The sequence below is a fragment of the Singulisphaera acidiphila DSM 18658 genome (genome assembly GCF_000242455.2).
In the GTDB taxonomy this organism is placed as follows: domain Bacteria; phylum Planctomycetota; class Planctomycetia; order Isosphaerales; family Isosphaeraceae; genus Singulisphaera; species Singulisphaera acidiphila.
Genome location: NC_019892.1, coordinates 8,460,015 through 8,471,954, shown reverse-complemented (window position 1 = coordinate 8,471,954; position 11,940 = coordinate 8,460,015). Strand labels below are relative to the sequence as shown.

The 11,940-nt window shown below is 62.8% G+C and carries 11 protein-coding genes; 4 read left to right on the top strand and 7 right to left on the bottom strand.

Features of this window, described 5'->3' with window-relative positions:
• Nucleotides 1-130: 130 nt before the first annotated feature.
• The 3 genes from SINAC_RS32930 to SINAC_RS32920 form a co-directional block, all read right to left on the bottom strand.
• Nucleotides 131-1,378 carry a DUF1501 domain-containing protein gene (locus SINAC_RS32930; protein ID WP_015249868.1) on the bottom strand — a complete coding sequence of 416 codons (1,248 nt, stop codon included), beginning with the start codon at nucleotides 1,376-1,378 and terminating at the stop codon, nucleotides 131-133.
• 82 nt (nucleotides 1,379-1,460) lie between these two features.
• On the bottom strand, nucleotides 1,461-2,834 hold the full coding sequence (locus tag SINAC_RS32925; protein ID WP_015249867.1) for a DUF1800 domain-containing protein: 1,374 nt from the start codon (nucleotides 2,832-2,834) through the stop codon (nucleotides 1,461-1,463).
• 190 nt (nucleotides 2,835-3,024) lie between these two features.
• Nucleotides 3,025-4,797 carry a hypothetical protein gene (locus SINAC_RS32920; RefSeq protein WP_015249866.1) on the bottom strand — a complete coding sequence of 591 codons (1,773 nt, stop codon included), beginning with the start codon at nucleotides 4,795-4,797 and terminating at the stop codon, nucleotides 3,025-3,027.
• Nucleotides 4,798-5,059: 262 nt separating this feature from the next.
• Between SINAC_RS32920 and SINAC_RS32915 the strand changes: the two genes are divergently transcribed.
• Nucleotides 5,060-5,599 carry an FHA domain-containing protein gene (locus tag SINAC_RS32915; protein WP_015249865.1) on the top strand — a complete coding sequence of 180 codons (540 nt, stop codon included), beginning with the start codon at nucleotides 5,060-5,062 and terminating at the stop codon, nucleotides 5,597-5,599.
• Nucleotides 5,600-5,663: 64 nt separating this feature from the next.
• Here the strand turns inward: SINAC_RS32915 and SINAC_RS32910 are convergent, their stop codons facing one another.
• A complete protein-coding gene (locus SINAC_RS32910; RefSeq protein WP_015249864.1) occupies nucleotides 5,664-6,632 on the bottom strand; it encodes a TauD/TfdA family dioxygenase in 969 nt (322 codons plus the stop codon).
• 326 nt (nucleotides 6,633-6,958) lie between these two features.
• Here SINAC_RS32910 and SINAC_RS32905 point away from each other — a divergent pair, with 326 nt between their 5' ends.
• The 3 genes from SINAC_RS32905 (at nucleotide 6,959) to SINAC_RS32895 (ending at nucleotide 9,619) form a co-directional block, all read left to right on the top strand.
• Nucleotides 6,959-7,948, top strand: a complete 990-nt coding sequence (locus SINAC_RS32905; protein ID WP_015249863.1) for a sulfonate ABC transporter substrate-binding protein — start codon at nucleotides 6,959-6,961, stop codon at nucleotides 7,946-7,948.
• A gap of 61 nt (nucleotides 7,949-8,009) precedes the next feature.
• Nucleotides 8,010-8,846, top strand: a complete 837-nt coding sequence (locus tag SINAC_RS32900) for an ABC transporter permease subunit (protein ID WP_015249862.1) — start codon at nucleotides 8,010-8,012, stop codon at nucleotides 8,844-8,846.
• A gap of 38 nt (nucleotides 8,847-8,884) precedes the next feature.
• Nucleotides 8,885-9,619: an ABC transporter ATP-binding protein gene (locus tag SINAC_RS32895; protein ID WP_020466451.1), complete on the top strand. Its 735-nt coding sequence runs from the start codon at nucleotides 8,885-8,887 to the stop codon at nucleotides 9,617-9,619.
• Between the two features lie 40 nt (nucleotides 9,620-9,659).
• Here SINAC_RS32895 and SINAC_RS32890 read toward each other — a convergent pair whose 3' ends face one another.
• From SINAC_RS32890 to fliW, 3 genes are all read right to left on the bottom strand, one after another.
• Complete coding sequence (locus SINAC_RS32890) at nucleotides 9,660-10,031, bottom strand: hypothetical protein (RefSeq protein WP_015249860.1); 372 nt, start codon at nucleotides 10,029-10,031, stop codon at nucleotides 9,660-9,662.
• 712 nt (nucleotides 10,032-10,743) lie between these two features.
• Nucleotides 10,744-11,013, bottom strand: a complete 270-nt coding sequence (gene csrA / locus SINAC_RS32885; protein ID WP_015249859.1) for a carbon storage regulator CsrA — start codon at nucleotides 11,011-11,013, stop codon at nucleotides 10,744-10,746.
• A 136-nt stretch (nucleotides 11,014-11,149) separates the two neighbouring features.
• Nucleotides 11,150-11,626 carry a flagellar assembly protein FliW gene (fliW, locus tag SINAC_RS32880; protein ID WP_015249858.1) on the bottom strand — a complete coding sequence of 159 codons (477 nt, stop codon included), beginning with the start codon at nucleotides 11,624-11,626 and terminating at the stop codon, nucleotides 11,150-11,152.
• Between the last annotated feature and the right edge of the window lie 314 nt (nucleotides 11,627-11,940).

Here is an 11,940-nt window from a genome sequence, read left to right as displayed (position 1 = left end):
ATTCTCGATCAGAGGATATCAATAGCATCCTCTGTGCCAATGATGCCGCGTTAACCGGAGTTGGTGCGGTATTTTGGCACACAGGATGTCGATGAAATTGCTCAAATCCTCTTTTATCGGTGTTTCCGGACTATACGGACCGGAAGAGAGGGAGAGGTTCGAAGCCTGGCCCCACGGTCTGAGCGCTTGGGCATTCGAGCCAGGCGTCGAGTAGCGACGCGTAGACGCGACGGAAGTCCGTGTGGTGTTTCAGGTCGCCGTCCTCGAGGTCTTCGAGACTGGGATGGGCCCCGATCAACCCTGCCGACTTGACGGGCCCAACCACGAACAAGGGGGCGGCGGCTCCATGATCGGTGCCCCCCGAAGCATTCTCAGCCACGCGGCGCCCAAACTCGCTGAAGGTTAAGAGGGCGACCCGGTCCGCCTGGCCGGAGGTGGCCAGGTCTTTTTGAAACGCGGCGATCGAGTCGGAGAGTTCGGTCAGGAGCGCGGCGTGCGTGCCGAGTTGGTTCGCGTGGGTGTCGAAGCCGTCGAGCGCGGTATAGAAAATCCGGGTCCCCAACCCTGCTTTGACGATCTGGGCGATCAACTCGAGGCGGCGAGCCAGGCCATAGTTCGGGTATTGGGATTTGTCGGTTGCGGGCTTGATGACCTGTTCGAGACGCTTGCTGGAGTCGTAGGCGGTGAGCGTACTCCGCCTCATGAATCCAAGCAGTGGGTCGTCGACCGCCCGATCGAGGCGAGCGACCTGATCGAGGGCCTCGCGCATGGTGCGCTGGTCCCCGGCGTTGCCGGCGAGTTGCAGGCGATACTGCTCGAGGCTTTCGAGCGAAGGGGCTTCAGAGTGCTTGGCCTTCAAGGCCAGCGGCAAGACGCGGCTGCCGACATGGAGCGCAGGCGTGTCGCGACCGCCCGGGTGGGGCATTGCGTCGATCGCACGGCCGATCCAGCCGGTCTCGAGTGCTCCCTCCTCACGACGGGCCGACTCCCAGATCTCCATCGACCGAAAATGCGAGCGGTCGGGGTTGGGGTATCCGACCCCCTGGACCACCGCGAGTCGTCCTGCCTCGAGCAGCTTGGCCATCCCTCCCATCGCCGGATGGAGGCCGACCTCTTTGTTGATTGTCTGGATCTGTCCGGCGGGAAGCCGCAACACGCGTCGGCTTTTGGCATAGCCGTCGAGGCCGTGCGGGACCACCGTGTTCAGGCCGTCGTTCCCTCCAATCAATTGGACGACCACGAGGACTCGGTCGTTCGCCCTGGCGTTGGCCGCTTGGGCCGATCGAGCGAGAAACGCCGGAACGGTCGTTGAGCCCATCGAAACCAGCGTGCTGGCGGCCAGTGACGATTTTAGGAAGTCGCGGCGGTGGGATCGCATGGGTCAGGATCCTCGAGCAAAAAAAAAGGGTCGGCGAGGCCCCATTGCGGTCAATGGGTTCAATAGGTTGTTAATTCATTCATCAGGCGAGCTGGTATTCGGGCGAAGTGAGGATGGTCACCGCGATCTCCTTGGGGTCGCCTTTGGCTGAAACGCGGTCGCGGACCTTGCGATCGAACGCGTCCTGAACCAGCAGGTCGATCAGGAAGGAGCAGGCTTCCTGAGGGGGATTCGCCCCGTGTTTCGCGGCCAGTTCCTGGGCGTTCAGTCGTTTGCCGAGTGCCCCGTCCTGGTCGGAGAGGAGGGCAAGCGCGAAGTTGGCGCGGGCGAGCATGGTGGTCGAGTTGGCCCAGGCGGCTCCCCCCTCCCACCCTGCGACGCTGGGCGGGGCGTAGAGATGCTGCCCCATCTGCCCGCAAGCCTGGGCGAGGGCGTCGGCCTGGACCGTCGGCTTGAGGATCTCGAGCGCGCGGATCGTCCCGATGGTGAATTCGACCGGGCTTTTCACGCGACGGCGGCGGACCGCTTCGCTTTGGAACAGGTTCGAGCGCAGGATCGTTCGCAAGGGCACCCGGATATCGTAGCCTGACTCGCGAAAGGGGAGGGCCAGTGATGCGCTCAGCGCGGTGGAAATCGGGTCGACTTCGGTGACAAACTGGCGAATCAGTTTCTCGCAGAGGAACTCTGCGCAGGCGGGCTGTTCGAGGAGGATCGGCGGGATGTCGTCCCCTCGAAGAGTGCCGGCGCGGCCGAGCACTTGCTTCGGGCCGGGGTCGTGCTGGCCCGGGATTTCGCGGAACCGGTCGCGGACGACGAACCAGCCGGTGAAGGCCCGGGCCGCTTCCTGCACGTCTTTCTCGGTGTAGCGGCCCCGGCCGAGTGTGAACAGCTCCATCACTTCGCGAGCGTAGTTCTCGTTCGGCTGCGCTTTGCGATTTTCGGTCGAATCGAGCCAGATCAGCATGGCAGGATCCTTGCCGATGGCCGCGAGGAGCGTTTTGAAGTCGCCGAGGGCGTGCGACCTGAGCAGATCGTTCTGGCGCTGCATGAGCAGCGAATTCTTGACCTTGCCGTGCGAAGTTGCGAAGTGGTTGTGCCAGAAGAGGGTCATCCGCTCGCGGAGCGGGTGTGGTGTGAAGACCATCCGGTAGAGCCAGATTCCTTGGAGTCGCGCCAGGGAGGCCCCTTCGGCGAGTTGCTCGGTCATGGCGTCGAGCATCGCGTCGAAAGCGAGGGCCGGTTGGCCGTCACCGGCGGTCGGCTCGCCGTCGATCAGGCGATCGACGCTCGCGTCTGGCCCGGCTGCGAGATCACGCTGGATGACTGCCCAGGAGGGGGCGAAGCCGGCCCGGCGATGAAGATGGGCCACCCGGGCCAGGTCCCAACGATTGTTGGCGTCGGGATTCCAGGGGGCCCAAGCCTGCGCGGGATCGGTGAGCAGAGGAGAAGAGTGCATCTGGTCCTCGAGGCTCCGCGGAGTTGGAATAAAGAATCGATCTGAGTCGGCTGAACGGAACCAGAACCCGGAAACGAGAGGGTTTTGGGATGCCTCGGGTCCCGAGACAGGACCCGAGGCATTCGCTCATTCACTTCGATGCTCATGGTCGGCGAGGCGTCTCCGTGGTTTCGCCTCTTGAGCAAGTCGCTTACTTCGCGAGGTCGAAACTGAGCTTAAACTTTACCGTCTCGGCGCTGTCTTGGACCGAGAGTTGGGCGAGTCCCAGGTAGCGAAGGAGCTGGGTGAGCACGGAGATTTCACGCTCCGCTTGGGTCTTGTCGTGCCCCTTCTCGAGCATGTTCTGCATGACGAGGCGGGTCTTGTTGATCTCGACGAGATCGGCCAGCTCCCGACCGTCGGCTTTGACCATGAGCGTTGCATCTTCCGGCTTAGCCGGCGTCTTGAAGGTTTGAATCAGGCTACGCGTCAGGCTCACACTCGAGCTCAAAATGAGTTGGTTTCCGACCTGTGCGAGCGACGGGCTAAAGTTGTGCCGCATGTGGACCGGTTCCTTGGCGTTGGGGGCGGCTTTGGGAAGCATGTACCGCGCCGTTGAGATCGTGACATCCTCAACAGTCTCCGCCCCCAGCTCCAACGGCGGTGATTTCGACTGCGCGCCTCCCAGGTTGACGAGGCCGACAATCGACTGAAATGCCACCTTGAGACGTTGGGCGAAGTCGTTGTCGCCGGGCTTCAAGTCGACGACGAGTGCAAACGCCGGGAGCTTCATGTCCGGAACCGGTTTCAAGCTCGCATGGTCTTGCCGGGCGACGACCAGTCTCCATTCGTCGCCCAGGGGGCCGAGCACGTCCGTGCCGAAGTCGCGGGCGCCGAAGAATTGCCCCGCGACGCCGTCGAGCTTGGCGAGCCCTTGCACCGCTTCGGGAGGGAACAAGTCGGCTCGCGCTTCCCAGAGGCTCGAAAGATCACGCCAAAGGCTCAGGCTGGCGATCGTGCCGGGAGGATTCACGGGCTTCGTCGCCCCCCGTCCGTTGGGCGGGACAAACCCTTTCAAGGCTTCGGGGTAGCCCCCCGACGGTGTTGGCAGCGCGAGCTCCGCGCCCAGGCCGGCATCGGTCCACGAGAAGGCCGCCGAGGCCCAGTCGGCCTTTCGGAGCACCTCGAGCCACGACCCGAAGAGGAAGGTCGCCGGCAGCTTCGGATCTCCCTTGAAGGTGAACCGCTTCGGGTCGAGTTCCCGCAGGCGGTCGATCCGGACCGTGCCCCAGGCCTGGGGATCGCCAACCTGAGCACGCCTCGCCTTCCAATCCGCGTCGTCGGCCAGGGACGTGCCTGCTTTTTCACCATCGAGCGCGCGATCAATCACCTGTTTGAGAGTTTTTGGATTGTCGACGATGACCAACTTGCCCTCAACGATCGCGTACACCCCCTTACGATCCAGCTCATAGACTGTGATCTCACGATAGTCCGCCGACTTGACCGGATCGGGCTGATCCTTGGATTTGGCTTTCTCTCGGGCCAGATCGAGGAGCGCCTGGTTGAGGCGCGTCAGGAAGGCCGGATCGGTCGGCGTCACAATCAAGATCGGCCGTGCCGGCTTGCCCTCGACGGCCAGAACGACGCCGCCACCGGTCAGGTCACGCAGGCCTTGTTGCCAGGTGGTGCCGAGTTTCTCCGTGATCTGCTCGAGCACCGCGACCGCTTGCTTGTAGGTCTCGCTCTGGGTGAGTTTCTCGGAACCGGGCAGCGCCGCCAGGGCGTTCTGGTATTGATCCGTGAGCAATCGATCGAGCAGCGGCGACGTGTGAGACAACTCGAGGTAGATCGCCGCGTCCCCCGCGACCCAGCGCGAGGCGTGAACGACTTCCCCCCCCATCGAGGTCGACACTCCCAGTGTGAGCAGCAGCCCAGTTATCCCACGAGAAATTCCAAGGCGCATGCGGTGGCCCAATCGAGGCATCGGCGCAACCTCCATTCAGTTAAGAACATTCAACTCGTCCGTGATTCGGTTCAGTTACCTCTCACCGAGCCGGCCGGTTTCAAAGATCCGCGCGTTGGGCTGGTGTTTGGCGTTAATCCATGGTAGCGTGGATGCAATCGGTCTCTTAGATTGTCGAATGCCAAACTACGGTGTAAGATTCCAACCGATGCGGAAGTAATCATCAGGACGACCCCCCGATTTTCCTCCGCACGCTCTTTTCGCGGTTTTCCAAGGAAAGACCATGAAAGCCGAACTTGTTCCCGATAATGGGGATCCGCCGATTGTGATCGACCGGGATCTCACGGTCGTGGGTCGTCGGGGCTTTTGCGACGTCACGATCGATCATCCCAGCTTGTCGAAGCGGCATTGCGTGCTGGTGAAGACGGACGGCCTGCTGGTGGTGCGTGACCTGGGGAGTACGAACGGGACGAAGGTCAAGGGGCAGAAGATTCGTTGGGCTGCGCTGTTGCCTGACGATCGGCTGACCTTGGGCGGATATAAGATGCGGGTTTATCTGGGGCCCGACAGCGCGCCTGGTCCTTCGGAGAAGGCGCAACGGGGGCCTTCCTCTCGTGCGTCCAAGCCGACGGGGGGTTCGAAGGGCCGGGATGGCGGCGCCTCGGGCTTTGCGCCTCCCTCGCCGTTGGGGACGCCCACGATCAAGCCGTCCGCCTCGTGGCCGGTCGATCCGGACGGGGAAGGGGGGGGAACCAGCGGGAGCTGGCGCGAGCAGATGGGGGCGCTCGTCGATCGTGATGACCTCATCATCGAACTTGATTGATCACGGTGTGAAAGCTTTTTTTTGTGAATTTGTGTGCTGATTCACGAATTTATGGAAATCAATGTCAGTCGACGCTGGTGAGATGACCGGTGTGCGCACTCAGCCAGAGCCGGACATAATGCCGACGGCGTTCGGGGTCAGGGTGATCCTCGAACGCGGTGCGATTATGGAGTGTCCAGCGGTTGTTGGCGAAGAACATATCACCCGGTTGGAGCCTGAACTCGACCCGGAGCTCAGGTCGGTTCAACACCCGGTCGAGGGCGTCGAGCGCCTCGGTCTGTGCGGGGGAGAGAGGCTCACCGGCCTTGTCATGGCCGACCTCGATCCAGGTTCGGAGGTAGCGGTAGATGAGGCCTCCCCTCTCGTCTTTCGCAATGACGGGGCGGAGGGCCGTGGGTGACTCGCCGGGTCGAAGGCCCCCACGGCGGTCGACCTGAAACGCTCCCGCCAGGGTCTGCAAGGATTTTGACGCGGCCGTGGCGAGTTCGTCGTGGACCGTGTAGCCACTGACGAGTTGACCCAGGCCACCCGACTTCGCCGGACTCAGGCAGAGCAGGCCGACGTAGTCCACCACCTCGTCTTCAAAGGAGGCGTCGGTGTGGAAGGTGCTCTCGGCGTTGGTGACTGAAAAGCGAGCCCCTTCGCCGATCGTGCGCCCCGTGTCGCGGACATCGTAAAGCCGAACCCCCTCGACATTCTGTATGACAGGATGACCCAGAAGCTGGCCCACGACCCAGTAGAGTGCACACCGCGCCTCGGGGGATAATTCGACCCCGACGGGGCCTTCGACGATGGCAAAGCCACGGCCACGCTCCAGGTCGTCGAGAACTCCTGCGAATGCAGGGGCCCAAGCCAGGCGGTCGGCCTCGTCAAGTTGAGTCTCGATCACGGAGGTGCCGCCCCGGGCGAGCGCGACGAGTGCTCCGGCAAGTTCCGGAGGGAATGGGAGGCGCCATGAGGTTTCCGGTCCCACGTCGGCCTTGCGCCAGGCTCGGGGGTCGGTCGCGATCTCCGGAAATGTGGGTTCCGACATGGAGTTCACTCCGCCGCTTGATCAATGATAGAGAAACCCGAAACGACGTCAGGCTCTTCGCCAGCAAGGCATCGGCCAAACGTCGACCAGAACCATAACCATTGCTTATTAAATCGGTCAAGATAGTGCAGTTTGGCCCTGTCAATGAGGGTCGGTCTCAGGCTTATCGCACGCCTGGAAAATCTCGTTCGCCTGGGTGATCTCGCTCGCCACGGATGCCGTTCCCTCGGAGTACCGAAACTGTCTTGATCTTGCGGCTGGGTTTGCCGACACTATTGGCAATTCTTGAGTTATTCGGTCGGAATAGCGGATTGTGGAGAGGTGAGATGATCCGACGTCGGAACTTGTCGGGAGGTTGGCTCACCTTCCTCTACCTTGCGTTTGCCTGGGTTGCGCCTGGGTGTGCCGGTGGCGAAGGGGCTCAAGCCGAGGTGACGATCGGCTATCAAAAGACGGGCTCGTTGAACCTCTTGAGGTTGCGGGGCGGGCTTGAACCCGCGCTGGCGAAGTTGGGGGTTCAGGTGAAGTGGGTGGGATTCCCCGCAGGTCCGCAACTGCTGGAGGCGTTGAATGCCGGGAGCATCGACTTTGGCCACACCGGCGACGCCCCTCCCATTCTGGCACAGGCGGCTGGAGTGCCGTTCGTTTACGTGGGTTACGAGCCTGCGCGGCCCCGAGCGGAGGCGATTCTCGTCCCTGCCGGCTCGCCTCTGAAGTCGGTGGCCGAATTGAAGGGAAAGCGGATCGCGCTCAATAAGGGCTCGAATGTTCATTATCTCCTGGTCCGCGCCTTGGAACGTGCCGGTGTTCGCTACGACGAGGTCCGGACCGTCTTCCTTCCCCCGGCCGACGCTCGCGCGGCCTTTGAGGGGGGGAGCATCGACGCCTGGGCCGCCTGGGACCCGTACTATGCCGAGGCCGAAGCCCGCGCCAACGCACGCGTCCTTTCCGATGGTGACGGCCTTGTCGCCAACCGCGAATTCCAACTCGCCACCCGCGAGTTTGCTCGCGATCACCCTGATCTCGTCGCCGCGATCCTCGCCGGTCTCCGAGAGCAGGCTGACTGGACCCAGTCTCACCCCGACGAGGCCGCCCGCCTCTTCGGGAACGAGATCGGACTGGAGCTTGCGACAGTCCGCCGGGTAATCGACCGCAAGGCTTTTGGCATCTCCCCGATGGACAATGCGGTTGTCATCGAGCAACAGCACGTCGCCGACGTCTTTGCGGAGCTCGGCCTGATTCCGGCGAAGCTTAGGGTGAGCGAAGCGGTGCTCACCCCCAACACGGGCCACCTGACGCAAGGGGTCGGCAGATGACGGGTGTTTCTGCCGGCTCCCGATCGGAGAACCTGTTTCAGGCCGGTGAGGGGGCTTTGCGATGACCTTGACCCCAACCAGGCTTCGTCGCCCCGCACCACGCGTCGATTTCGATGCGGTCGGGCCGGCACCGTCGCGATGGCTCGATGAGTTGGTCCCCTGGCTGGTCCCCGCGCTCGTGGTGGCGTGCTGGCAAGCTGTGTCGAGTCTCGGCTGGCTACCGCCCCGGCTCCTCCCGTCGCCGCTGAGCGTCGCCCGCGCGGCGGTTCGGCTGACGGCTTCGGGCGAGTTGCCCCGGCATGTCGCCGTCAGTACGCAACGGGCTGCGCTTGGGTTCGCTATCGGCGGTGGGATCGGGCTTGCGCTCGGGTTCCTGAATGGCCTCTCGCGGACGGCCGATCGGCTCTTTGACACGACGCTTCAGATGGTGCGGGCGGTCCCGCACCTCGCCTTGATTCCGCTCGTGATCCTTTGGCTGGGAATCGGCGAGACGGCCAAGGTGGCCCTCGTCGCACTGGGGGTCGTCTTCCCGCTCTATTTGAACACGTTGCACGGCCTGAAAGGACTCGACCCGCGACTGACCGAGCTGGGGCGGGTCCACGGCCTCAGTCGCTGGCAGATGTTGCGGCGGGTCGTGCTTCCCGGCGCTTTGCCATCGATCCTGGTCGGTTTGCGGTATGGACTTGGGCTGATGTGGTTAACCCTGATCGTCGCCGAGACGGTCTCGGCTGACTCGGGGATTGGCTACCTGGCGATGAACGCGCGTGAGTTCCTCCAGGCCGATGTGGTCTTGCTCTCCATCGTCCTCTACGCGCTTCTGGGCAAGCTCGCCGACTCAGCCACGCGCTGGCTCGAACGACGGCTGCTTCCCTGGCATCTCGGTTTGCATTCGCGTTGATGTTCACAACCGAAACAAAAAAAAGGGAGGCAGGCGTGGTGCGTGGGGTGCGACTGGAGATCCGGGGCCTCTGCCACTGCTACGGCGGTCGCGACGTCCTGCGCGACCTGGACCTTGAGATCGTCCCCGGCGAGTTCGTCGCCGTGGTCGGCCGGAGCGGTTCGGGCAAGACGACGCTTTTGCGGCTCCTCGCCGGTTTGGAATCCCCGACGTACGGGGCGATCCTTCAGGATGGCTCCCCGTTATCCGGTCTGAACCGGCGGGCCCGGCTTATGTTTCAGGACGCCCGTCTCTTGCCCTGGGATCGCGTTGCGGGGAACGTCGGCCTTGGCCTCCCGGCCGACCGGGCGGGCCGGGTGAGCTGGGCGCTGGAACAGGTTGGGTTGGAGGACCGCGCTGAGGATTGGCCCCGCACGCTCTCCGGTGGCCAGCAGCAACGGGTTGCTCTCGCCCGCGCCCTGGCGGGGTCACCGGGCTTGTTGCTCCTGGACGAACCGCTCGGGGCGCTCGATGCCCTGACACGGATCGAGATGCAAGCTCTTGTCGCGCAGGTCTGGCAGGCGTCGGGATTCACCGTTGTTCTCGTCACCCACGACGTTGAGGAAGCGGTCACCTTGGCCGACCGGGTGATCATCGTCGACCAGGGCCGGATTGCCTCAGAGACTCAGATCCACCTACCCAGGCCCCGCCGTCGCGACTCCCCCCATTATGCCGGGCTCGCCGAGCAAATCCTCGCTCGCATCCTTACCAAGAACAGCGAGACCTTCTGTTAGCCCTCAGCGGTCGCAGTTTAGCCGGCATGATTCTGACGTTCTACTCGAGATTGTGCGAACCGAGTGGGATGGCTTCCGCGCCGTAGATGGCAGCGACCTCACCGCTCGGCAGGACGTAAACGCCTCCGAAAGTTCCATAGTCGACGACCAGTCCGAGGTTGAGATGGTGGACGGTTGCCGGGAGGCCTCCGGCCGTGATACCGATACAGGCTTCGAGGTGCTGAGGTGCCTCGCATCTTTGATCGGGTTCGGGCACTTCGACAACGATTCCGTCCGTGAGAGGTATCGCCTTGCGGCGGCGTCCTCCTCGGTAGATGACCGCAATCATGCCAGCGCGGGAGAGCCGGCGAAGCTCAACGATCGCCGACCGTTCCCCGGCCGCCGCTTCCATTTCCGACTTCGCGTCGTTCATCGCATGGATCTCCAAGGGACGAGAAAGACCACCGGCCACCCAAACCTTCGTCCTCTCCGGAATGGTCCCGGTCTCAGGACAGCATGTGACGACTCATTCGAGTCGATGGGCACGTTGCCCAGTCTAGGCGAAAAGACAATTAAGCAATCCGTGCGCCGGGCCTTTTTTTGTCGGGCGTAACCTTGTGCTTGCGAGGTGTTTGCAAAAAAAATAGTGCAGGCTGGTTTTGAGTCGGTGAAGGGGCCGTCATGCGAGTTGCACGGTTGGCCGTGGCGGATTGCACGACGGTGGAACGGTGAGCGGCGTTAATTCTTGAGGGGAATAGAGTGACCTACCGGTTCCCATTTTGGAAAGCGAGGCCGGTCGCAAGGGCGATGGGCCGGTGTCAATGAACTGAGGCACATCGGGTAGGCGGGGAATCTGTCAGCATTTCTGAGTTGCTTTGTAATGAGATTGTTTTAGAGATGTGGGGCCTATCGTCTTGCCATGGGGTTTTGCTGGCAGGGGAGCGTCTCTTCTGCTCCGTTCGCGAGCCGACGTGGGACTGTGGTGGGCTCTTCAGTCATTGTCGTGCGCCGACGAGAACGGACGCGCGCTCTTTGGAAAGTTCCAAGGAACGCGCGTCCGGCGGGGATGCGAAACAATGTCGCAGACAGGGGCGGAAGGGGTCGGTCGAGGCCGGTTCCCCTTCCTTTACCATGGAACGCGAGCTTCAAATATCGTCGGTTCGCGGGCGACGTAAGTCGCGCCGAAGCGGCGGGTTATTGAGGTGTTCCAACTGGCGGGCGTCGTGGGGGTCCAGTCGGCTCGCCTGCCGGTTTTCGCGTTGAATGGCCTCGTACACCTCTTGCCGGTGTACGGAGATTTCGATGGGGGCCGCGATCCCCAATCGAACCTTATCGCCCCGGATATCTACCACCGTGATGACGATGTCATCACCGATGATAATGCTTTCGTCGCGGTGTCGGGACAGAACCAGCATCTTCTAGGCTCCTTCCTCCTGCCAACGAGATTCGTGACCGTCCCTGATCACGTTGCCCGGGCGCTCGGTTACCACGACGGGGCTTTCGACGACTGGGATGGCACGTCGTCGTTTGCGATAGTGACTGCTCGTCGGGTCACGCCGTCGCACGGAGCGGCGACGGACCAGGCAGCAGCGTGGGCGCAGGGGCTTGACTCGGATCGAGCGGATACCGTACCGCATAGCGACTGGAGGTCAGCACCAGTTGCCGGCCGAGCCGACGGACCGGGTTGAACACCAGGGGACCCTGGAGGTTGACCGTAAGGCCTCCCCCCTCGCCGCGGTTGAGGATCACGTAGATGAGCGCCGAACGCTCCTCATCCAACTCCAGGGCCGTCCGGTCGCCGGGACGGAGTTCGATCCGGTAGTCGCTGACCGCCAAGGGGGGGGCGACCAACCCGAAGGCCAAATCTGGCGCGGTTACGCTTTGCAACCACGACAGGCCGGCCACGACCGGATCGGGGAGGTGAATGAACTGCGTGAATGTACGGAACCCGACCAAACCCTCAGGAATTCGGATCAGCTCCGACTCTGAGGCCTGAATCAGGCCGAAGCGGGTCGTGACGATGTTCACTTCCTGTTTACCTCCTTGAACGGCAGGTTGAAGCAGAACCACAACCTGACGCGACACCTAGGCGCCTCCGACCGGATTGACCTGACCCCCCAAAAAAAGGCGTCAAGTCAGCGGCCGTCCTGATTAGGGCCGTTTCGCCTCGGCCAGAGCCGTTGAACGCGGCCACGACGCATCCCGCGGACACTCCACGCCCCGACCCATCGGCTTCCACCGAGATCCCGAGGCTGGTTTGACCGACCGTAGTATCGTCGCGCCAACGCGCCGAAACTCAGTCCAGGACTTCAGAAAACGCGATCCGCCGCCCTGTTGGAATG